Genomic DNA, 22,535 nt, shown 5'->3' on the forward strand with positions numbered 1-22,535 from the left:
TAACTATAGTATTAATTATTATTAATAATTCAACTACTTGGATCAGTATAGATTCCCAAACTCTTTTCTGTGAAGCAAAAAAATAGCCCTCGAGAAGATCGAGGGCTATTAGCATCAACCAAATTGATTACTTATCTTCAAACCGTTTAGCAAGCTGATAGAACTCGTTAACCTGCCCTTTGAGATCATTGGCGTTCTCTTTAACCGTGTGTGTTGCCGCTAGGTTTTGCTCTGCCGTTGAGGCAATGGAATGGATATGCAGATTGACTTCACTCGACAATTCTCGCTGCTTAATGGCTGAACTGTCGACCGATTGCATTAAGTCGCTCATTGAATACATTAAGGTTTCTACTTCAGACAATCTTTCTGCACTGACGCTAGCGACTTCGCCACAAGTATTGGTCTGTTTCTGGTTGGCAATAATATCCTGTTGCCAACTTTCAATAGTACTAAGCATGGTTTCAATACTGTCTTTGATCTGAACAGTCGCATTCGACGTTCGTCCAGAAAGTGCGCGAACCTCATCGGCTACAACAGCAAAGCCACGCCCCTGCTCTCCTGCTCGGGCTGCCTCTATCGCCGCATTTAATGCCAATAGATTTGTCTGCTCTGCGATACCTCCAATCTCTTCCATCATTTTGCTCACATTTTGCGCCTGTTCACTTAATTGATAAGTCGTTTGCGTCGCTTTTTCTGCTTGTGCACTTAAGCGAGTGAGATTCTGGTGGGTTTGTGTAATGCTCTGTTTTGCATCAGCACAAGTTTTCATCGTCACTTCAACAATTTTGTGTGCGTCTTGGGTGCTAGCTGAAACCTCATTGGCTGTTACTTCCACCTCTTCTGTCGCTTCACGCACCTGAAGGATATCTTTTGTTTGTTGATCTAACGCTTCGGTCACTTGGTATGACGTAGCGCTTAAGTTGTCTGCTAGGTCTTGCAATGGTTTAGCCGAATCCGTCATTCGGCCAAGCACAGTACGGATTCGAGCTGAAAGCAATTTTAGATGGAAATCAGCGATTGAAAACTTCTTACCGCCAGAGAATATCAACCGGCTGACACTGTCATACTCAGATTGCAGCTTACTCAGGTGTTTCGGCGTATCAATCAGTTCTTGTCTGAACAATGTAAATAGCACCGCAACTGGCGCTACACTCAATAAGAAGCTTGGCAACCCTTGTATATGACTCAAACTTGAAATCAAAGGGGCACCCAATGCTCCAAGTAGAATGGCATAGCGAAGGCTATCACTTATCTTTAATGACCATACCCGGCCCGACTTTTCTGCTCTAAGTAAGCCTTTATAAGCTTTGTCCGCAATTTCAACCCATTCACGCTTTGGCTTTACCCGTACCGACTGATAGCCCACCATTTCATTATCCTGGTAGATTGGCGTCACATAGGCATCCACCCAGTAATAACCATCTGACTTAGTACGATTTTTTACGATACCGCGCCATGCTTTACCTTGCTTTAGATTACGCCACATATCAGAAAAAGCCGCTTTGGGCATATCACTATGGCGAACAATATTGTGATGCTGTCCGATTAGCTCTTGCTGGCTAAACTCCGCGATTCGAGCGAAAGCGTCGTTACTGTAAGTAATAACCCCCCTTAAATCGGTGGTAGAGACAAGTTGTTCTTTGCTTTCCAAAAACGTTTCGCGTGATGATGAAGACTGGGCTGACATGATCTAGTACTTTTGTAGTAATTATGTTGCCGCGAATATAAACAATTAATCAAAATGTGACAAAATATTAATCCTACCCAGTTGTAAAACTTTGAAGTATTTCACTAGACAGTTAGGACATTTTAGCGCCCCGACAAATACGGAACTCTTACTTAAAGCCTTGGTTCCACATAATAGTCCTTTCTGGTGAATAGAGACCCATTAAGTTAGGTAGAGTTGGAACTCAAGATACTCTGTCTCGCGCTCGCTTAACACACGCGGTTACTATTGATAAGTGCCTCACTTTCAAAGAGAATACACCCAACTTGTAGAATTAATCACCAACAAAGTCGACTTGCACTTGATGCTAGCGCTATTTTCAGCCCCAGCACCGATAACTACGCCTTTCTAAGCGATTAGTTCACTACTTTTCTACAATCACTCTACACTTATACTTACGTACAAATACAAATTGCAAAATATCGACAGCGCTACAGGTGACTCATCATTGTTGTATAACTTCAAACACTTAAGTATTCGCCAGATCACTATCTTTGTCTCTATGATAGCGGCGGTGTTATTTCTGTTTTTCTACCTTTCCTTCAAGTTGCTTTGGAGTCACGACCAAGCACTCGATCAGTCTAAAAATCGACAACAGTTCGAACTAGAGCGCGTAGAAACGGTGCTAAGTATGGAGGAATTAGAACTTCGCGCATCAATTGAAGATTATGCTGCATGGACAACAATGGCTCGGTATGTTGACCAGCCAAATGACTTGTTCATCAATGAAAGCATTGGCCCACATGCATTTTCCTCAAAGCATATTGATGCCATTGTCATATTTGATCCGGACGTCAATACCGTTTGGAGTGGCGTTTACAATGGTGAGGCCATTGTAAATATGTCTTTTCTAGCTTTGGAAAAGCGCGCTGTCATTGATAAGGTTTTGTCTAATGCCGTCAACGCTCAGCAAGATACCGTCCAGTCTTTCGTTGATTACGCTGTCTATAATGATTCGGTATTTATGGTTGCCTCTTCAAGAATTTGCCTTAGCGACGGCAAAGAGTGTGAGCATGGTTACTTGCTGTTTATTAGAAAAATCAGAGAAGAATTCATCAAGCAGATTGAGGCTTCAACAGGAGTAGGAATTTATATACTTCCTTCTTATGGAGAAGTGAAAAATATCGAATCAAATAGCACTATCCTTTATCGAGATGACGTGATTGACGATGCGCTTAAAATTGCAATTAACGTCTCGCACAATGAAATCCTGCCCGAGTTCCTACCTAAAGCTGAGATTGCTGCGTTGTCTTTGTTTGCTCTGATTACCTTTGCAGTGAATCTTTACGTAGTGACAAACTTAGTCAAGCCCTTAAAAGCCGCTCAGCAATATCTAAAACAGTTTCAAAAGTCCGGTGACCGACTCCCGAGTGAAGATACATTCATTTCGAAAGAGATGCGCAGCTTCGCAAGACAAATCAATGATTTAATCAATGAGCTTGAAGATAAACGGGCAATCTTACGAAAGCAGTCGACGATAGATAGCCTGACCCAAATTGCCAATAGAAGATTACTGTATGAAACCGCTCATGACTTAATAGAAACGCTAGAATACAAGTACATTGCCGTTATCCTAATAGATGTCGACCATTTCAAGCTTTTCAATGACAACTATGGGCACCTAGAGGGGGATGAAGCGTTACGTAGAGTTGCTAAAGCACTTCAATCTGTTGACACCCGATATGAAAAGCTCGTGTCAAGGTATGGCGGAGAGGAATTTTGTATCCTTCTGGCTGGAGATCATCCACTTGTATTAGATGGCTACCTGAAAATACTGGTCAATTGCGTCGATGAACTGGGTATAAAGCATGAACACTCTCCAACAAGCGACACGCTAACCATTAGTGTAGGAGCGACATCAGGTGAGTTAGATTCTTACAGTCAACTATCCCACTGGTTCCAAAAAGCGGATCAAGCACTATACGAAGCAAAAAATAATGGCCGAAATGGCTTTCATATTCTCTGGTAGTACCTTGTTTTCGTTATACGTGCAGTTAGCGGAATATACCAAAGAGCCATTGCCACCTGTAGTTGAAGCCGTGTCAGGGTTAGCGACCCTGTTGCTACAACCAAGCGATGCTTTGGCGAAAGCGTAGTTAGCCGCGAACAAATACATGCAAAGTGAACTGAACACAGTTCGTTTTGCCGTAAGCTTCAATATTGACTTTGCCCTTTACTCTCCCTCATTTACCCTTACAATTGTGCCAAGTTTGAATTTCAAGGTTAGTTCTATGTCTATCCAATGGTTCCCGGGCCATATGCACAAGGCTCAAAAAGAGATTGCTGAAGCGATCCCTCAGATCGATGTGATTATTGAGGTGCTTGACGCACGTATCCCTTTTAGTAGCGAAAACCCTATGATTGCAGAGTTAAAGGAAGATAAGCCAGTTGTAAAAGTGCTCAATAAACGTGATCTCGCTGATCCAGAACTGACTCAACTGTGGATTGACCATTTTGAGAAAGAGCACAACGTAAAAGCGATTGCGATTACCACATCACAGCCACACGAAGTGCAGAAGATCATGGAGTTGGTCCGTAAGCTTGCGCCACACCGTGAAGAGATCGGTAAAAACATTCGCACCATGATTATGGGCATCCCGAATGTAGGTAAGTCGACCATCATCAATTCACTGGCCGGTCGTACCATCGCTGTAACAGGCAACCAACCTGCGGTAACTCGCCGTCAGCAACGCATTAACTTGCAAAATGGTATCGTGCTTTCCGACACTCCGGGAATTCTGTGGCCGAAAGTTGAAAACCCGCACAGTGGCTTCCGCCTTGCTGCGACTGGCGCGGTAAAAGATACTGCAATGGAATACGATGAAGTCGCGTTTTATACAGTTGAATACCTTGCCAAAGCGTACCCTCAGCGCTTACAAGCGCGTTATGAGATTGAAGAGCTTCCTGAAAGCGATATCGAGCTAATGGAAGAGATTGGTCGTCGACGCGGAGCATTGCGTTCAGGCGGTCGAGTAGACTTGCATAAATGTTCGGAGATTCTACTCCACGAGTTACGTAACGGTACGCTTGGGCAAATCACATTAGAGCTGCCTGAAATGATTACCCAAGAGCTTATCGAAGTTGAACTTGAAGCAACTCGAAAAGCAGAAGAGAAAGCGAAGAAGAAAGAAGAACGTCGCAAGCGTTATCTTAAAAACAAACGCTAATTTGACTAAGGGCAGTGATTACACTGCCCTTTTTTGTGACCTATTGTTATAGTGTAACAAAAAGAACATGAGATATATTGATGAGCATACCTACTAACATCATCACAGGATTCTTAGGAACAGGTAAAACTACCGCAATCCTTAATCTGCTACAAGAAAAGCCCGTAGGCGAACGCTGGGCAGTATTGGTCAATGAGTTTGGCGAAATCGGTATTGATGGCGCCATACTGACCGTTCAAGGAGCCCTTATTAAAGAAGTTCCTGGCGGCTGTATGTGCTGCGCAGCAGGCGTGCCTATGTCTGTGGCAATTACCGCACTACTTAGAACCAACCCTGACCGACTTATTGTTGAACCAACAGGGCTTGGACACGCACACAAAGTACTGGCAACACTCACCTCTAGCCAGTTCTCTGACTATATCGACCTAAGAGCGACTATTGGTCTGGTTGATCCAAGAAATCTGCTTAAAGACAAGTATCTGCAAAACCAAAACTTTACTGATCAATTGGCTATCTCTGACATTATCATTGGTAACAAAGTCGATCAGTGCCACGTCAGCGATGTTGACGCTTTCAATGACTGGGTCACAGACCAAACACCTCCTAAGATATTCAGCCAGTTGGTCAAACATGGTAATTTTCCGATCGAACTGCTTGATTCACCTCGCCGCGACAGCTCACCATCCTCAGACGTAGCTGAATATCACCACGAACATACCGAGCTAGAACCACAGTTTGACCTAGCTCCGAATCAGTCCTATGCTCGCAAAGAGAATAAAGGCCAAGGTTATTATAGCTGCGGATGGATCTTTGGTGCAGAAATCATATTTGGTTTCGATGACCTTTTTTCAGTGCTGTCAGACATAACAGCGGAAAGGGTTAAAGGTGTTTTAAATACGTCAAATGGCTGCTTTGCATTTAACGTAAGTAACGGCGTTGTCTCAGTAAATGAGATGTCATTAGAAGGGTTTGAAAGTCGCTTAGAGGTAATAGATAACCAATTGCTTCCTTGGGACCAACTTGAGAATGTCTTAAAACAAATCTCCAATTTAGAGAAATAACTCTTCCTCTAAACGACAAGAGGCGCACCAATCAGTGCGCCCTATCCCTCGTTACTCAATCGTGAGTTTGCGAATCAGGAAGTCATTATGTTGCGACCTGATAAAAAACGAGGCTTTCAATTTTACTGTTGAATCCATCCAAATTGTAGGTAAGGCGAGATTTCCTCCATGCGGGTCGGTTCAAATAGCCTTACCCTTTAACTATGGTTCAAAACAACGATTATGCAAGCTCTAATCCACTATGCTTGTGACGATATTGTGATTTCCCTCCAGTAATTTCCATACTTTTCTTCCACCATTGCCGTTATATCAATTTTGAAAATCAATATTCCATTCTTATTGCTATAGTTAGTGGCGCTCACGAGTATAATTCTTATGATAAACATCACAATTTCCTATCATACCGGAGCCTCATCTTCATGACCAAGAGAGAAAAATTTAAGCTATCCTTACTCGCCAAAGTACCCAAGGATGCGGTAAATCAATTTCTCTCAAGGGACAAAACACCATTATCGGTGCTCGCTCTGTCATTAATTGTTGGCGTTCTTGCTGGTTTAGTGGGAACTTACTTTGAAATTGCTGTCCATTTCGTTTCTGAAACTCGTACCGATTGGCTAATAAGTAAAATCGGTAGTGTGCTCCCCTTGTGGCTCGCCGCTTTTCTTATCAGTGCTACTCTTGCCTTTATCGGTTACTTCCTTGTTCATCGATTCGCTCCTGAAGCGGCAGGTTCAGGTATACCTGAAATAGAAGGGGCAATGGATGGTATTCGTCCTGTACGCTGGTGGAGAGTGATTCCAGTGAAATTCTTTGGCGGAATGGGCGCTCTTGGTTCAGGAATGGTGCTTGGTCGTGAAGGGCCTACTGTTCAAATGGGCGGGGCGATCGGGCGCATGGTGACCGATATTTTTAAAGTCAAAGATGACGATACACGCCATTCATTACTCGCCTCGGGGACGGCTGGTGGTCTTGCGGCTGCATTTAATGCACCATTGGCCGGCATCATGTTTGTGGTCGAGGAAATGCGCCCGCAATTTCGCTACTCTTTGATTTCGATTCGAGCGGTGATCATTTCAGCCATATCAGCCAATATTGTCTTTCGATACATTAATGGCCAGCATGCCGTGATTACCATGCCACAATATGAGGCACCAGAGCTTCCAGTTCTGTGGTTGTTCTTACTTCTTGGTGCTTTGTTTGGTATTTTCGGTGTCATTTTCAACCAACTAGTCACGCTGTCTCAAGACCTGTTTGTCAAACTCCATCGCAATGATAGAAAACGCTATTTGATTACGGGTTCACTGATCGGCGGCTGTTTCGGCATTATGTTGCTCTACTTCCCTTCAGTCACGGGTGGTGGTATAGGCTTAATACCTACCATTACTAATGGTGGTTATAGCGCGCAAATTCTACTTCTGCTGTTTGCAGCACGTATCGCGACAACGCTGATTTGTTTTGGCTCTGGCGCTCCTGGAGGAATTTTCGCCCCCATGCTTGCTCTGGGAACCTTATTTGGTTACGCATTCGGTTTAATCGCCCAAGGCCTTCTGCCTGACTTAAACATCACCCCTGGAATGTTCGCTATTGCAGGGATGGGAGCGCTGTTTGCTGCCACCGTGCGCGCTCCAATTACGGGGATTTTGCTCGTGATCGAAATGACCAATAACTACTATTTAATCCTTCCACTTATCATCACCAGTTTAGGCGCGGTTATTTTTGCTCAACTACTTGGTGGTCAGCCTATCTATAGCCAATTGCTCCACCGAACTCTGAAAAATGAGAAGTTGAGGCAGAAAGATCTTCCGACCAATGAACAATGAGGTTTGCGTCGCAACCGTTTGGCTTGTTATGATCGCGGCAATTAACCCCACATCATCGGAAGTTAACGGCAAATCCCCATCGACAGGAGTAGCGTTAACCAAATAAGGATAGCAGCAGTTGAACTGGAGACGCTTTACTCAATTCCAGAGTGTCCCGCCTTCTCAGGCTTCGCTGGCATTAGGAGTCATTGGGCTTGGTCATGCTTGGGCATTGTACATTCCTGAAGTTGGGGAGGTCATTAGGCCTTATTTTGCTGGCTTAGGTGCAATCTTGTTGTTTCCTGTGCTTGTGAAGTATCTATCAAGCTACAGCGCCTTCATGAATGATATTCGCCACCCCCTCAGCGGAAGCCTGATGGCACCGATGAGTATGGCTTTGTTGATATTATGTGATTACCTCGCCGTGATATCACCGATTATCGCTTACCCATTGTGGTTTGCCGCGCTGCTTTTACACCTAACTATGATGACATTGTTCTTCTCGTTTCAACTATTGAATTTCAAAATGTCCAATATAGTTCCAAGTTGGTTTCTTTATCCCGTTGGGGTCATTAGTAGCTCTTTGGCGGGTACACAATTTGGGCACACTGTTTTTTCAGAAACCTTAGTCACTATTTGTATTACCATCTATTTCTTCATGTTGCCCTTGGTACTTTATCGCCTTGTTTTTGAAGGGATGCTACCTAAAAGAGCAAAGCCTACGCTAGCAATAATGGCTGCACCAATTAACCTCACGCTTGCAACCTATTTAGTGAATTTCCCACAGCCAGATCCAATACTGACTGGAGCCCTAGCGGGAATAGCCATCACGATGACCTTATTGATCTACTTGTGCTACATCAGGTTAATGAGACTAAAATTTCAACCATCGATTGCGGCGGTGACCTTTCCCTCGGTTATCAGTACCATTGCAATGCACAGATTGACGTCATTTTTTTCCGAAAGCCACCCTCATTGGTATTGGTTACACAACTTTGGGCTGTTTGAGTTGTCAGTGGCGACTGGGTTGGTCGCATGGGTGGCGGCTGGTTATTTAAAGATGTACTGGCCAGAATTCTTCCGAACGAATATTAAAGTCAATTCACAATAATTAAAAATGACATGTAATAAATTAACCATTAAATATTAATTAAGGTAGACTCCCTATAGGGTAATTATTTTCATTCAATATAACATTGATTATAATTTTATCTGTTAGTATACGCAAGAAAATCACATTTCCTATTAGATTTCTTATTCAACTGTATTTATACATAGCTATGTCAGCTGGCGCATAAAACCATTTAATTAAGGCTATGTATTATGAATATGTTAACGACTCGCTCTCGTCTACCTGAGTTTATCGACAGACGAATCAACTACTATGTTTCCGACCTAATAAATACAAAAGATAACGGCAGAAACTTAGTATTAGGTAAGAAGCCACACACCGGTGATATCATTTTGCAAAGTAACGACTACCTTGCGCTGACACATCACCCTAAAATCATAGACGCTCAAGTTAGTTCACTGCTCTCCCATAAGGACACGGCGTTTATGTCGAATGTGTTTTTGCACAGTGATGGATTAGACAAGTCGGTTGAGCACCGCCTTGCAGACTATACTGGCTTTCAAACTTGTACCATTGCTCCTTCAGGTTGGATTGCGAACATAGGTTTACTGCAGACTATCTGTGACTCAGACACCAATGTCTATATTGATTTCTTTGCTCATATGTCGCTGTGGGAAGGCGCGAGAATTGCGGGAGCGAATATCCACCCCTTCATGCATAACAATGCCCGTCACCTTAAGCGTACCATCAAACGAAACGGCCCAGGCGTTGTCTTAGTTGACTCTATTTACAGCACCATAGGGACAATTGCACCATTACAAGAGATCGTTGACATCGCCAAAGAACTTGGCTGTGCAGTCGTCGTTGACGAGTCTCATTCGTTGGGAACACACGGTAGTCGTGGGGCGGGCTTACTTGAGGCGCTCGATTTAACTAACCAAGTCGACTTCATGACTGCAAGTCTTGCCAAAACCTTTGCCTACCGAGCGGGGGCAGTGTGGTGCAACAATCTAGCAGGCCAGGTGGTTCCCTATGTGTCGTTCCCGTCTATTTTTAGCTCAGCAATGATGGCGTTCGAGTTAGATAGAATTGCCGCTACATTAAGCGTGATTAAAGACAGTGAACAAGCACGAACACAACTGACATACTGCGCAGAACAAGTTGTCTCTGGCCTAAAAGATATTGGGTTTGATATACGGAGTGAGTCTCAGATCATAGGCTTAGAAACCGGAGAAAAAACCAATACGCGCAAAGTGCGTGATTTCTTTGAAGATAATGGCGTATTCGGATCAGTATTCTGTACACCTGCCACCCCAGATAATAAAAACATCTTGCGACTTTCATTAAATAGCTCCTTAACTAACAATGATATAGATAAGGTTCTATCTGTCGCACGCAAAGCCTACTACAATAAGGATTTATATTTCGTTTAAATAATAAAGCGCCTCAAAAAAGAGGCGCTTGATAAATTAATTTTCATACCGGAGTGATGACTGCACATTTATAGCCCGCTATATATAGTCAGATACCTTATCAAGCAATCTCACCTTATCCACTGGCTTGATTAAATAACCATTCATTCCCACTTGTTCGATTTTGGTTAAAGTCTCTTTTCGGTTGTCCCCGGTATGACCTAAGATAGGTACGTTTGCATAGCCCTCTTCCGATTCACGAATTACGATCGTTGTCTCCAACCCATCAAGCATCGGCATCTCAAGGTCCATCAAAATCAAATCAACAGACTCACTATTTAAGACATTGAGTACTTCATTACCGTCACCAGCCTGAGAAACTTGATAGCCCTGTTTGTTAAGCAGAATACTCGTAAGTTTTCTCATTGATTCGTTGTCATCCGCAATCAAGATACGTTTGCCTGAAACACTTGACTCCTGTTTAGGGATAAGATTTCGATTCGGCTCGATACTGCCGAACATAAGTGCATCCACAGACTTAGTAACATCGGCAAAAAATAGCGCTTTTTCTTTGGGATAGAAAGTAAGGAAACGGCTGAATCGATTATGGTATTTCCCATCTTGAGCATAAAGCATTACGATTTTGGCTTCAGTAAAATGCAGCTTTGGCTCCAACATCAAGTACTCTTGTTCACTGCATGTTTCCAGGTCCAGCAATATCAAATCGTATTCAAACTCGAACTCTTCTTTACCACGAGCTTGGTCAAAATCGACAACGTCACATAACGCCCCAGTATAAAAGGTAAACTCATTCAGTTTGCGTTGCACTGTAGCGTCGTTTCCGATGTAAAGTATCGTTTTAGTTCTTAATATTTCTTGCTTAATTGTAGACACCTGTTGAGACTCATATTGTGGAAATTTAAGAGTAAATCGTGTCCATTGGCCGAGTTCTGACTCACACTTAATTTTGCCGCCGAACGCCTGCATTACGCGTTTACAAAACGGAAGACCAAGACCATAACTCGATGACTTTCCAGACGTATAGAAATCTTTGAACACATACCCAAGCTTATCTTTGTCTATACCAATGCCATTGTCTTCGAAGTACAAATAGTTGTACTCGCCCTGTTTGTTTATCGATATTGCTATTTTGAACTCTTCACCATTTTGATAGTAAAGAGAGTTCTTCAGCAGATTATAGAGCGCATATTTTAATAATGTATCACTACCAAAATAGTCATAATCTTCTTCTACTTGCAAACTGACGACTTGTTTCGCATGTTCACTTGGATAAGAGAAACTAGAGAGAGATTCTCGAACAATCTGCTCGACAGAATAAGATCTGAAGGTTGAATGCGATACTCGACTCTGGTCAATCGATGTCAGCAATAGATCGATTGCTTCATTACCATTGCGAATCACTTCATCTGCACCGACAAGTACCTCCTTCATCCGCTCAACATCCACTTTGTCAATCTCAGCTTTATCACCTTGTATCGTCTTAATCGAAGGTAAAGAAGAATCAAGAACGTCTATCGAAGCCTTGAGTGCACTAAGCGGATTCCTCATTTCATGAGCGATCCCTGCCCCAAATGATTTTGCGATCGAGACTTTCGATTCATGTTCGACTTGGTTACGAAAATAAAACAGATTGCCGAATACATAGGTGAACAGAAATATTGGGATATATGGCCATATGACAATGACTTCCGTTTCCACCTTACTCGGCGCATGGCCTAACCCATAGCTCAGTAAATAGGCAACAATGATAGAACCGATTGCTTGCAACAGCATCACACGAGTTTCATGAACCAAAAGAATATGGAGAAAGATCGAAGACATGAAAGACATCGCCCATACCGTGGACCATTCATTCATAAACATCATAAACGAGAAGAAGAAGGGTAAGCAGATCGTTATGGTTGCTAAGTAGTAATACGGTAAGTAACGTTTAAGTGATGCAGGCACATGCTTTCTAAGTGCAAGACCTAGCAGAATCAACGCGCAGAAAAACCTTAGCGGGCCATTCTCATAAGGTTGAGGGTAAACATAAGACCAAATGTAGAAGTACGCAGGAAAACCAAAGAACCCCATCCATCCGACGAGTTCTAGGTTTGGGTCTGCGTATTGATATATTTTTTTTACTACATTCATGCATTAAACCACTGAGCATAAGCTCCATCTTACCTCGCAAACTCAATGCATCTAGTGCACTCAGTCAGTTAACATGCTCGGTATAAATACTTGCCAGCTTCCTTTGTTTAGATGCTCTTCACATAATTAACATGTATAAAGTGAGCATACGCAACATAGTGAACTATGTAAATTCTAGCTCGCTCTAAACTTGTGTACCAATCAAATGTACTCGACTGCCCACTCGCGATGCCTTGACATCAACCCTAAGTTGCATTTGTTCTTTGAGTTCCGTCACATGAGAGATTAAACCAATCATACGACCTGATTGTTGCAAATCGATCAAGGTCTGAATGGCTAAGTCGAGTGATTCAGGATCAAGGCTGCCAAATCCTTCGTCGATAAACAGTGTATCGAGCTTAATACCACCACTGTATGACTGGACAACATCAGACAAGCCAAGAGCCAGTGCCAATGCCGCCATAAATGACTCACCACCCGATAAGGTCGCAACATCACGGGTTTTTCCGGTATAGCCATCTTCGACACTCAGATCGAGCCCGCGTCCCGCTGCACCTTTGAAGCCTTCCGTCTTACGTACTAGTTGATAACGCCCTTTGCTCATCATGCTTAAGCGCTGCGAGGCTTGGATAAGAACGTCATCAAGTAACACACCAAGAACAAATCGATGGAGACTAATTCTACTCCCTGTCTTACCGCTCGCAACGTCATAAAGCGTTCCGTAGACCTTATATTCGGCTTCTAATTGCTGATTTTTCTCATGCAGTGTATTGATATCATTCTGTACTTTTTCAAGGCGCTCAGTCACGGAGAGTACTGTGTCTAACAAACTTCGACGTTCGCGGTATTTTATCTCTGCGGCATCCAATTCAGTTTGTTTTTTATCAAGATCTGGCTTTTCAATGTCATTTAACTGCTCATTAAGGTCTTTAACAGACTGTTCTAACTGAGTAGCAGTCTGAACATACTCATTAATTTGCGCTTGCCATTGATCATATAGTTGCGGCTCTATGCGAGCTTGAAGAAACTGCTGTTGCGAATCTAATGCAGAAAGTTCTAGCTGAGACTGCCACTCTTTGCTCGCTTGCTGACTTTTTACTTTTCCATCTTCGAGTAACTGAGTCGTTGAGCTTCTTTCCGTTTCAATAGCAACAAGCGCTAATTTCGCCTGTTTCGCAGATTGTTGAGCCTTTTCTAACGTCTGATTAAGCTGTGTAATGTTAGCTTTTTGAACAAGGTATTGGCGCTCGACAATGTCAGCTGATGAGTACTGTGGATCAATGCCAGAGGATACTTTCTCAAATTGCTGGCTTTGGACGTTTATCGCTGAGTCATTTGCAGAAACTAGTGACTTTAGCTCATTGATTTTCGCTTCACCATTAACGCAGCGCTGAGTCAAATCTTGAACGGCCTTTTCCATCTTATCGAGATCAATTGCCGCCAACACGTCTAACCTAGCCTTCTGTTGGACTATCTCTTGCTGTAGCTGCTGAGCACTCACGGCTGCGCCTTCACCTAACTCGCGGCGTAACTCTTCAATGTGCTTCTCTTGGGCCACTATTGTCGCTTGCTGTTGTTCCAGTACATTAGTTTGTCGGTTTAACTCTTCAATCGCACTGCGCTCTTGCTGCCGAGCGGCTTGAACCGACTCTTTAGAGATTGGATCACCTTGAAACATGGCAGGTGTTGGATGTTCTTGGCTACCACACACAGGACACGGCGAACCTTTTTCCAACTTTTGCGCCAGAAACGCAGCTTGAGAATTGTGCCAACTCAATTCTTGTTCATCGGCGTATTTTTGCTTCTCTGCAACACCGTTTTTCGCTTTCTCGACTTGTTCTGCTATCGGGACAAGCTTCTGCTGCAGGCGAGCAAGCTCGGCGGTTTGGGCTGCAAGCTTGTTGAGATCGTCAAGCAGACGCTGATTATTTATTAAACCGGTTTCTAAGTTTGATTTCTCGGTCAGATCTCTGCGCGCTTGTTCGAGAGATTTGGCACCTAAGTCAGCCTCTTGTTGCAGTTGCTGTTTGAGCTCGTTGTATTGAATGAGCTTTTTATCGTAATCAACTCGAGTGACATTTAGCGCGCTAATGCTTTTCTCTAGTTCCGATTTCTCAACAAGTTTTACTTTGACTTGCTCTAATTTGAACAACTCTTCAGTCAGCATTGGGATTTGTTTAGCATTCTCCTCAGCCGTCTTAACTCGTTGTTCTTCTTGATGGGATGTCTTTTCTGCCACTATATGTTGAGCCGTTAGTGCGTCTAGTTTGCTTTCTAGACCAACCACCTGTTTCGCACTTGACTGCATGCTAGCGTACGCCACTTCTAGATGGCTCGCACTCTTAGCCAGCTTTAACTTTGACTCCAGCTCGGTAATCTGCGCTTTGTTCTCCAGATGTGATTGCTGAGCCGCAACTGTCGAAGCACGCTTAGTAAACAACTCATTGAGCGATTTTGCTTTGTTTAGCTCACTCTTTAAGCAATTGAGAGTCTCTAACTCCTTCGCCTCAACGCTTCTCGCTTGCTCGAGTTCGTTACGAGAATGAATCAGTCGTTCTTGCAACTCCTGCTCGGTAGAAACTTCTGCCACTTGCAGAGCGCCGCGAATTTGATTGTCGAATTCATCTTTTGCCTTGCTAATCGCACTGGCTTTGTCTTTCAACGCAAATTCGATTTTCTTGTACACATCTGTTTGGAATAGCTGGCCGAATATTGCTTCTCTTTCTTTCGATGAAGCGAGCAACAGCTCTCGAAACTTGCCCTGAGGTAACACCATAACCTGTCGGAACTGGGTTTCATTTAATCCGAGTAGAAGAGCAACTTCATTTTTCACTTGTGCCGTTTTACTGGTGATCAATACTTCATCATCAGTAATTTCATACAAAGAAGCGGTGTGTTTACGCGTTGTCATGCCTTCGCCACGTGCTTTCGGTGCTTCTTGCTCAGGCGCGCGGGTAACTCGATACTGTTTGCCGTTTAATGAGAATTCCAGAGTCACTTCTGTCAGTAAATTGGTTGCAGCTTGATCGCAGCGCATTTGAATGCCCTGACGCTCATTGCCCGTTGTTTCGCCATACAAGGCAAAGCAAATCGCATCGAGTATTGACGTTTTTCCGGAGCCCGTTGGACCATTGATAAGAAAAAGTGGATTAGAGCCTAACTGAGTGAAATCGATTTGCTCTGTTTTAGCAAAAGGGCCGAAAGCCTGCATTGTTAATTTAATTGGTTTCATGATATGGCCTATTGCTCACTGAGTTGCTTGATGATGTCTGTGATGGCTTTGTCTTGCTCTTCACTGAGCTGGCTATCCTGTGCTTCAACAAAGAAATCGCGAAACATATCGACTTCACTGCGCGCTAATTTGGCCGCTGCCATCTGCTGTTCAACGCCCACCAGCATGCCTGGTTTTTCTAGGTGCAATACGTTGGGGTAGACAGCTCTAAGCTTCTCCATAGGGTTTAAGATTGCGTGCCTGTCCATTAACCGAACCAGTAAGTAGTCATGACTGTTAGGATCGGTTTTACCTTGGGCAATGATTTCATCCAACTCCCCTTCGATTATGCGCATTTCGTGGGGGGCACTGAGGTCAATATGGGTTGCTGACTTAAAACCCGATTCATCAAGCTCAACTAACGTCATGCCTTTCTTTTGGTGCTGCTCTGAAAAGCTGTATTTCATTAACGAGCCTGAGTAGCGGATGTACTCTTCACCCTTCTTTTGCGGCTGATGAAGATGCCCAAGGGCAACATAATCAAACGGAGTAAAGTGCTCGTGGCTCACACGATCCGAGCCGCCAATAGACAGCGGTCTTTCTGACTCTGACTCAATCGCGCCATCAACAAAGCAGTGAGAAATCAGCACATTGGTTGCATTCGGGTCAAAAGTGGCAGTGATCTCTTCACACAACAGCTTATGCGCATCATCGTGGGTAGAGACTGGCTGCTTAAAGTGGTGACGCACAAGCTCCGGGTCATTGTAAGGCATGCCATAAAAACGCACTGTACCCTTGTCTGTTTTCAGCTCAACCGGCGTCAGCATATCTTCAAAGTTGGCAATGATATGAAGCCCAGACTCTGCCATTTGCTGGGAGCCAAAACCTAAGCGCTCTGCTCCGTCATGATTGCCTGGGATTAGAATAATCGGCAGCTTTAATTCGCCGCACACTCGACTTACAAACTGATTCATCAATTCAATGGCTGCGGTGGGAGGAACCGAGCGATCGTAGACATCTCCCGCAATAACCAGTGCATCAACCTTGTTGGATTGAATGTACTCAATAATCTGTTCGAGAACGATTTTTTGATCATCTAAAAGAGAAACATTGTGAAATTGACGGCCGAGGTGCCAGTCAGAAGTGTGGAGGAATTTCATGTAAGCCCAGCGTATTCCTAGGGTCTGTTGACCTTTTGCGGTTAAATTTCGTTCGAGATAAAAGCGTTTTAATCGCGGCGAGAGGTTTGTCGCCTAGTCATTCTAAGCAAAACACCTCTCAACAAAGAGTAAAACGCTTTTAGCCGAACCCTTCGGGCAGTGTTTGTGGCTCCTTTCTGCTGCGTTATCGGCTTATCAGGTAGAGTAACTACAGTTCAAAGCCTCTGCCTTGCATAAAGAACCCACAAACTGCTGCAAAAATCAGCTCAAAAGGTCAACAGACCCTATTACTTAGGCCAATATAATAATATCAATGCGAGGCTCATTGATATAAAAAGTCGCACCGAGTGTGCGACTTTTGTACTTAAATTATCAAGTTATGGACGATTCTTACAGTGTTCAACTGCATCTTTTACAAGTTCCAACGCCGATTGTCCACATTCTGGTAGACATGCATCGCTCTCACCAAGTGGTGTGACTCGCTCACCCCATTTTAAGTGGCTTGCTCCCCACGTTAATCCCGCACCGAATGCGGCAAGAAGCAAATTATCCCCCGGTTTAACGACGCCCTGCTCTAACGATTCACATAAGGCGATAGGCACAGTAGCAGCCGAGGTGTTGCCGTATTTTTGAATGTTTACAAACGCCTTATTTTGGCTGATGCCTGACAAGTCACACAAGGTTTGAATAATACGGATGTTCGCTTGGTGTGGAATCACAACATCAACATCATCAGTAGACAGCTCACTACGCGCTAACACGCTCTGAGCAGCAGCGCCCATACCTTTTACTGCACGCTTGAAGATCTCTTTACCAACAAAGTTGAAATCCCAATGGCCATTATCTGCAGCAAATCTATCCATGCAGGTACCAAACTTAGGCACCGACAAAATATCACGCCCTGCTGAATCACAGCCAAGTTGCGCGTTTTGTAGGCCAACCTGCTCTTCTGTTCTAGTTAAGACAACCGCACCAGCGCCGTCACCAAACAAGACTGCGGTATCACGCATCGTCCAATCGATAAAGAAAGACAGGCGTTCAGCACCAATCACAATTGCGTTTCTGTAGTTGCCAGCTTGTATTAACCGAGTCGCGGTTTCTAAACCATAAACAAAACCTGTACAGGCTGCATTTAAATCAAACGCAGCCGCCGCTGCAATCCCTAGGTTTTGCGCGACTTTTGAAGCGGCATTTGGAATCAGCGAGTCAGGTGAACAGGTGGCAAGAATAATTAAGTCAATCTCATCTGCACTTTTACCAGCACAAGCGAGTGCATGTTGCGCTGCAACCGTCGCCATATCAGACATATTGACATGACTAATACGTCGATTTTCAATTCCGGTACGAGTGCGGATCCACTCATCAGAAGTATCTAGAAAAGTACTTAGGTCTTCATTGGAAAGCGTTGCGGGAGGTAGGCATTTCCCCCAACCAGTAATTTCTGCATAGAAATTTTTCATTTAGAGCCTTTAATTTAGTTATTTGCATCTCTTGGTATAAACAGAGTATAACTAGCAGCGACAGTCACTGTCATCTCCAACTACCCAAATGACTTCAAGATAGAGGTTATTGGCAAATATAAAACAATAGAAAATGAGAGAGATATCATGTCTACCTTCAACACGCGTTGCCCATCTTGCTCAGGCGTTAACCGTGTGCCATCGGAACGCATTTCAGAAGCGCCAACTTGTGGAAAATGCAAAAACCTGCTTTTAGATGGAGCGCCCGTTGAGGGCACTGAAAGTAATTTCGAGGCAATCCTAAATAGCGATACACCAGTTGTGGTCGATTTCTGGGCTCCTTGGTGTAATCCTTGTGTGGGGTTTGCCCCCGTATTTTCCGATGTTGCTGCGGAACGAACAAAAGATGTTCGATTTGTAAAAATTGATACCGAAAGCCAGCAAAACCTTGCGGCCAAATATCAAATTAGAAGCATTCCTACCGTTATGGTGTTCAAAAACGGCAAAAGAGTCGATGTCATCAACGGTGCACTTCCTAAAGGTCAGTTTGATCAATGGCTTAATCAAGCTCTAGCCAAATAACAGCTTTCATACTTATCTAGTTTAAAGCGGGGAGATGTGTACATTTACTCGCTTTTTTGTTTGATTTATTCATCAAATATGACGATAAATATTCTTTATCGTCATGAGCAAAAGTTTTCGTTTTACCTTTCACCTGTTTCACCCCATAGTCGCGCCGAAATTTGTTCAGTTTTACGACAACTAAAGAGGCCACGACATTGGAAAATACCCTTCAACCTGCTCCAAAAGCTCGCATTTCTGTACCGGTTATTGCGCTTGCTCTTTATGCGGTCGCGTCGGGATATTTGATGAGCTTAATTCCTTTGATGCTTTCTGAGTATAACTTGGATTCATCGTTGGCTAGTTGGCTCGCCAGTGTTTTCTACGCGGGGCTATTGATTGGCGCGGCTGGCATCGAACCTTTGGTTAAAAAAGTGGGCCACCGTAACGCCTTTGTATGGTGTTTAGTGACGTTTATTACCACCATTATGGTTTTACCAATGGTCGCTCATGCCACAGTTTGGCTTGTCGCTCGTTTTATCGCGGGTGTTGCTGTCGCAGGCGTGTTTGTCATTGTTGAATCTTGGTTACTACACGGTGACGAAAGCGCACGCGCGAAAAGACTGGGCCTGTATATGGGCTCTCTTTACGGTGGTAGCGCAGTTGGTCAGCTAGGTATTGGCACTATCGGCGTCTCTGGTGGTGTACCATTTATCGCTATCGTTACCTTATTGCTACTCGCGGTTGTGGTACTTGTATTTGGTGACAGCGACCAACCGGAAAGTGAGCATAGCACTCCACTGTCACTAAAGCAGATTAGCAATTTGAATCATGCCGCGATCATTGGTTGTGTGGTTTCTGGCCTCACTCTCGGTGCGATTTACGGGTTGATGCCAGTTGAGCTGCAAAATCGTGGCATTGAACATAGCGATATTGGTGGCCTAATGGCGGTCGTCATTCTAGGTGGTATGGCCGTTCAACCAATTGTACCTTGGCTGTCTAAATTCCTAGGACGCACATTGCTTATGGCTCTGTTCTGTCTACTAGGAGTAGCAGCAATTACATTCACCTCAATGGTCACTGGGCTACAAGCTTTGGGTATGGGGCTATTTCTATTAGGTATGGCGACTTTCGCTCTATATCCAGTAGCGATCAACCTTGGTTGCGACAAGCTTGATGCTAACTACATCGTGTCAGCCACTCAGGTAATGCTGTTTAGCTACAGTATTGGCTCTGTCGCTGGCCCTATGGCAGCGGACTGGTTTATGGCTGGCTCTCAAGGTTTGATGGGCTACCTATTCGCGGCACTTCTTGCGACTTGCATCTACATGCTAATCGCGAGTATTAAGACCAAGCATCAAGCGGTCGCAGGGGAATAGCCAAATCGTTTAAGGGACGCTTATTGCGTCCCTTTCTCTTCAAGCTTTCTCTGGTGTCTGTTTGACGCTCCAGCTTCTGGCTTTTCGGGAACAGGTTTGCGTTCATGCAGTAAATGGCGAATGGCTAAAATCGGATGCGGCAGTAACATTCTTGGTCCGGAATATCTCATGACCTGGCGCATCTGCTCTTTCTGCTCTGCTTTATAACAATGAATCGGGCATTGATTGCAGGTTGGTTTACTCTGCCCATAGGGACAACGATCTAACTTAGTTTCAGCGTATTCAAGCAAGCTTTGGCACTCAGCGCACAACCCATTCTTGCTGCCATGGTGCGCACAGCAATAAATTAACATCATTGCGCGAACCGTTTTGAACTCGGTCAGCAGTTCGCCACGAAGAATATTTGAAACAGCCATAGTTACTCTCGGCAAAGACTCAGTTGGTATAACAGTAAGTCTACTTTATCACTCAACGTATCTTGAACTTTGACATAGGTAAAACCAAGTTTAGATAGAAGAGCTCGACTTCTCTGATTATCTGAAGTGGTAATCGCAACCAAGTCTTCAATTTTATTGGTTTCACGTGCGTAATCTATAACGGCTTTTCCAGCTTCATATCCGTAGCCTTTGCCGTATGAGCTTGGCATAAACCCATAACCGATGTCGTAAGCTTCAAGCTCGGGTCTTTTAATTAAACCGCATACCCCGACCTTTTCCCTACTCTCTGTCACTTCCACCAGTAAGAGACAAACGCCAAACTCTGTGTGCATGCCTAGTATTTTTTCATCAACATACGCCCTGGCATCACTTTCGCTGCGGATGTTCTTGTCGCCCACAAACCGCAGGAAATCTTCGCTGTTGTAGAGCTCATGAATAAATAGGGCATCTGTAAGCTCCGCCATCCTTAATGTTAAACGATCCGATGTGAGTCTACGCATGGCAAAATTTCCGTCTATTTTTGGTCGAGGCTTGAGCTTACCACCTACAATTAACGTAGAACATGTGTAACAAACACATTTTTACAGGCCATCACTGGAGGATTGTCGTTATGCGTGCTGCACTTGTACTCACCATTGCGCTACTCAACTCAACCATGAGCTGGGCCTACCCTTCTTATTCCGCTGAATGGTCGCACCGCAGCGTGATCTACTTTGCGCCAACCAATGACGAGCACGTAAAGCAGTTTTTGTTAGAAACACTGATCAACGAGTGTGAACTGCAAGACAGAGACTTAATCACTTTAGTCGTCACAGAAGACGGCTTTAGTATGCCCAAATGGGTTAAGCATGAGTTCAACCTCAAGGCACTGTTTAACATGTATGATGTTAAGCCCGGCGCTCACACCGCTGTGTTAATTGGTAAAGATGGAGGAGAGAAGCTTCGTTGGGGAAAACATACTGACTGGGAGCATGTGAAACAGACCATCGACGTGATGCCGATGCGACGCTATGAAATGGCGAAGAAAGTTAGCCCTTGTTCTGCATAAAAAAGACTCTCTCCACAACCTCTTATTTTAGAACCTTACTGTTTAATTATGAAAATTAATTAACAGAATATAAAATTTACACAATCTGTTACACAGCATAAGATTCACGCCATCAATAGGTGCTTTTATTAAATTACAACCGCACCGATCACACATTCATAACTAAAATGTAAATAATGAATTTTAAACTCTCTATTGCTGCTCTTGCACTTCTAAGCGGCTCTTTCGCCGTGTCTGCACAAAACAACTGGTATGTTGGTCTTGATGCTCATTCAAGTAAACTAGACCTAGACTCTGAAGTTTCATCATTTCCAACAAGAAGCTCAGGCACGAAGAACGCTGATGATAGCGGCGCAGGTCTTTCAATCATGCTTGGGCGCAAGGTGAACGAATGGCTGGCGATCGAAGCTAACTTAAGCCACGATTACATCGATCTTCTAGACTATTCAAATTACTACGATATTGGGTTGGGTGCTCAAGGTTATGAATACCAGCTCCACGACGCTAGAATCTATTCATTCGATCTAGGAGCTAAAATGAGCTATGCCACAGGCTTCGATCTGAATTTATACGCGAAACCTGGGATTGGATACACGCGTACGGAACTGGAGCTGAATGGTGGCTCATCACATCCAGACATCAAAGTCGACAAAGATGTGACCAACAATAAAGTTCATTTCAACCTAGAACTCGGTGCTGAATACTTTTTCACAGACTCTTTTTCAGCCAACCTTGCTTACGAGCGTAAGTTCAATGCCGTGGATTTTTCAATCGAGGGATCCAAATTGGGAGATATGGACCAAGACCGTATCAAAGGTGGCGTTCGCTACTACTTCTAACGCTTCAAATATCTGATTGCAAAGATAGACCTCGAAAGTATTGAGGTCT

The 22,535-nt window shown here is 43.9% G+C and carries 18 protein-coding genes; 11 read left to right on the forward strand and 7 right to left on the reverse strand.

What is annotated here, in order from left to right; genetic code table 11:
* Positions 1-127: 127 nt before the first annotated feature.
* A complete protein-coding gene (locus tag APB76_RS18290) occupies positions 128-1,687 on the reverse strand; it encodes a methyl-accepting chemotaxis protein (protein WP_054962242.1) in 1,560 nt (519 codons plus the stop codon).
* Positions 1,688-2,174: 487 nt separating this feature from the next.
* Between APB76_RS18290 and APB76_RS18295 the strand changes: the two genes are divergently transcribed.
* From APB76_RS18295 to cqsA, 7 genes are all read left to right on the forward strand, one after another.
* Positions 2,175-3,695, forward strand: coding sequence for a sensor domain-containing diguanylate cyclase (locus tag APB76_RS18295; protein WP_054962243.1), 1,521 nt, complete (start codon positions 2,175-2,177; stop codon positions 3,693-3,695).
* Positions 3,664-3,822 carry a hypothetical protein gene (locus APB76_RS23020; RefSeq protein WP_157633223.1) on the forward strand — a complete coding sequence of 53 codons (159 nt, stop codon included), beginning with the start codon at positions 3,664-3,666 and terminating at the stop codon, positions 3,820-3,822. Before APB76_RS18295 ends, APB76_RS23020 begins: the two co-directional genes overlap by 32 nt.
* Positions 3,823-3,957: 135 nt before the next feature.
* The gene (gene ylqF / locus APB76_RS18300) at positions 3,958-4,893 is read left to right on the forward strand and encodes a ribosome biogenesis GTPase YlqF (protein WP_054962327.1); all 936 of its coding nucleotides are present in this window, start codon (positions 3,958-3,960) and stop codon (positions 4,891-4,893) included.
* A gap of 80 nt (positions 4,894-4,973) precedes the next feature.
* Complete coding sequence (locus APB76_RS18305; RefSeq protein ID WP_054962244.1) at positions 4,974-5,954, forward strand: CobW family GTP-binding protein; 981 nt, start codon at positions 4,974-4,976, stop codon at positions 5,952-5,954.
* 419 nt (positions 5,955-6,373) lie between these two features.
* Entirely contained in the window at positions 6,374-7,774 is a 1,401-nt protein-coding gene (gene clcA, locus APB76_RS18310; RefSeq protein WP_054962245.1) for a H(+)/Cl(-) exchange transporter ClcA, read from the forward strand.
* A gap of 118 nt (positions 7,775-7,892) precedes the next feature.
* Positions 7,893-8,864 (forward strand): TDT family transporter, encoded by a 972-nt coding sequence (locus tag APB76_RS18315; protein ID WP_054962246.1) that lies wholly within the window; start codon positions 7,893-7,895, stop codon positions 8,862-8,864.
* 212 nt (positions 8,865-9,076) lie between these two features.
* Positions 9,077-10,258, forward strand: coding sequence for an alpha-hydroxyketone-type quorum-sensing autoinducer synthase (gene cqsA, locus APB76_RS18320; protein ID WP_054962247.1), 1,182 nt, complete (start codon positions 9,077-9,079; stop codon positions 10,256-10,258).
* A gap of 78 nt (positions 10,259-10,336) precedes the next feature.
* On the opposite strand, the gene APB76_RS18325 is transcribed toward cqsA, so the two are convergent.
* The 4 genes from APB76_RS18325 to APB76_RS18340 all read right to left on the reverse strand — a co-directional run bounded on the left by APB76_RS18325 (position 10,337) and on the right by APB76_RS18340 (position 18,222).
* Positions 10,337-12,391 carry a hybrid sensor histidine kinase/response regulator gene (locus tag APB76_RS18325; protein WP_054962248.1) on the reverse strand — a complete coding sequence of 685 codons (2,055 nt, stop codon included), beginning with the start codon at positions 12,389-12,391 and terminating at the stop codon, positions 10,337-10,339.
* Between the two features lie 184 nt (positions 12,392-12,575).
* Positions 12,576-15,623, reverse strand: a complete 3,048-nt coding sequence (locus APB76_RS18330) for an AAA family ATPase (protein ID WP_054962249.1) — start codon at positions 15,621-15,623, stop codon at positions 12,576-12,578.
* 8 nt (positions 15,624-15,631) lie between these two features.
* The gene (locus APB76_RS18335; protein WP_054962250.1) at positions 15,632-16,762 is read right to left on the reverse strand and encodes an exonuclease SbcCD subunit D; all 1,131 of its coding nucleotides are present in this window, start codon (positions 16,760-16,762) and stop codon (positions 15,632-15,634) included.
* Between the two features lie 377 nt (positions 16,763-17,139).
* Positions 17,140-18,222, reverse strand: a complete 1,083-nt coding sequence (locus tag APB76_RS18340; protein ID WP_054962251.1) for a ketoacyl-ACP synthase III — start codon at positions 18,220-18,222, stop codon at positions 17,140-17,142.
* A 147-nt stretch (positions 18,223-18,369) separates the two neighbouring features.
* Between APB76_RS18340 and trxC the strand changes: the two genes are divergently transcribed.
* Complete coding sequence (gene trxC / locus APB76_RS18345; RefSeq protein WP_054962252.1) at positions 18,370-18,804, forward strand: thioredoxin TrxC; 435 nt, start codon at positions 18,370-18,372, stop codon at positions 18,802-18,804.
* 197 nt (positions 18,805-19,001) lie between these two features.
* On the forward strand, positions 19,002-20,162 hold the full coding sequence (locus APB76_RS18350; RefSeq protein ID WP_054962253.1) for an MFS transporter: 1,161 nt from the start codon (positions 19,002-19,004) through the stop codon (positions 20,160-20,162).
* Between the two features lie 20 nt (positions 20,163-20,182).
* Here the strand turns inward: APB76_RS18350 and APB76_RS18355 are convergent, their stop codons facing one another.
* Together APB76_RS18355 and APB76_RS18360 are read right to left on the reverse strand one after the other, a co-directional pair.
* The gene (locus APB76_RS18355) at positions 20,183-20,578 is read right to left on the reverse strand and encodes a nitrous oxide-stimulated promoter family protein (RefSeq protein WP_054962254.1); all 396 of its coding nucleotides are present in this window, start codon (positions 20,576-20,578) and stop codon (positions 20,183-20,185) included.
* Between the two features lie 2 nt (positions 20,579-20,580).
* On the reverse strand, positions 20,581-21,099 hold the full coding sequence (locus APB76_RS18360) for a GNAT family N-acetyltransferase (RefSeq protein ID WP_054962255.1): 519 nt from the start codon (positions 21,097-21,099) through the stop codon (positions 20,581-20,583).
* Between the two features lie 110 nt (positions 21,100-21,209).
* Here APB76_RS18360 and APB76_RS18365 point away from each other — a divergent pair, with 110 nt between their 5' ends.
* A complete protein-coding gene (locus APB76_RS18365; RefSeq protein WP_054962256.1) occupies positions 21,210-21,647 on the forward strand; it encodes a DUF4174 domain-containing protein in 438 nt (145 codons plus the stop codon).
* Between the two features lie 176 nt (positions 21,648-21,823).
* On the forward strand, positions 21,824-22,486 hold the full coding sequence (locus APB76_RS18370; RefSeq protein ID WP_054962257.1) for an outer membrane beta-barrel protein: 663 nt from the start codon (positions 21,824-21,826) through the stop codon (positions 22,484-22,486).
* Positions 22,487-22,535: the final 49 nt, after the last annotated feature.

The organism is Vibrio bivalvicida, from assembly GCF_001399455.2.
GTDB lineage: Bacteria > Pseudomonadota > Gammaproteobacteria > Enterobacterales > Vibrionaceae > Vibrio > Vibrio bivalvicida.

What these genes read in the sequence shown, in the direction of transcription:
- APB76_RS18365 (WP_054962256.1), top strand. Translation starts at nt 21,210, where the DNA reads ATGCGTGCTGCACTTGTACTCACCATTGCGCTACTCAACTCAACCATG.
- APB76_RS18335 (WP_054962250.1), bottom strand. Translation starts at nt 16,762, where the DNA reads ATGAAATTCCTCCACACTTCTGACTGGCACCTCGGCCGTCAATTTCAC.
- ylqF (WP_054962327.1), top strand. Translation starts at nt 3,958, where the DNA reads ATGTCTATCCAATGGTTCCCGGGCCATATGCACAAGGCTCAAAAAGAG.
- APB76_RS18305 (WP_054962244.1), top strand. Translation starts at nt 4,974, where the DNA reads ATGAGCATACCTACTAACATCATCACAGGATTCTTAGGAACAGGTAAA.
- APB76_RS18360 (WP_054962255.1), bottom strand. Translation starts at nt 21,099, where the DNA reads ATGCGTAGACTCACATCGGATCGTTTAACATTAAGGATGGCGGAGCTT.
- APB76_RS18355 (WP_054962254.1), bottom strand. Translation starts at nt 20,578, where the DNA reads ATGGCTGTTTCAAATATTCTTCGTGGCGAACTGCTGACCGAGTTCAAA.
- APB76_RS18330 (WP_054962249.1), bottom strand. Translation starts at nt 15,623, where the DNA reads ATGAAACCAATTAAATTAACAATGCAGGCTTTCGGCCCTTTTGCTAAA.
- APB76_RS18340 (WP_054962251.1), bottom strand. Translation starts at nt 18,222, where the DNA reads ATGAAAAATTTCTATGCAGAAATTACTGGTTGGGGGAAATGCCTACCT.
- cqsA (WP_054962247.1), top strand. Translation starts at nt 9,077, where the DNA reads ATGAATATGTTAACGACTCGCTCTCGTCTACCTGAGTTTATCGACAGA.
- APB76_RS23020 (WP_157633223.1), top strand. Translation starts at nt 3,664, where the DNA reads ATGGCCGAAATGGCTTTCATATTCTCTGGTAGTACCTTGTTTTCGTTA.
- APB76_RS18325 (WP_054962248.1), bottom strand. Translation starts at nt 12,391, where the DNA reads ATGAATGTAGTAAAAAAAATATATCAATACGCAGACCCAAACCTAGAA.
- APB76_RS18290 (WP_054962242.1), bottom strand. Translation starts at nt 1,687, where the DNA reads ATGTCAGCCCAGTCTTCATCATCACGCGAAACGTTTTTGGAAAGCAAA.
- clcA (WP_054962245.1), top strand. Translation starts at nt 6,374, where the DNA reads ATGACCAAGAGAGAAAAATTTAAGCTATCCTTACTCGCCAAAGTACCC.
- APB76_RS18370 (WP_054962257.1), top strand. Translation starts at nt 21,824, where the DNA reads ATGAATTTTAAACTCTCTATTGCTGCTCTTGCACTTCTAAGCGGCTCT.
- trxC (WP_054962252.1), top strand. Translation starts at nt 18,370, where the DNA reads ATGTCTACCTTCAACACGCGTTGCCCATCTTGCTCAGGCGTTAACCGT.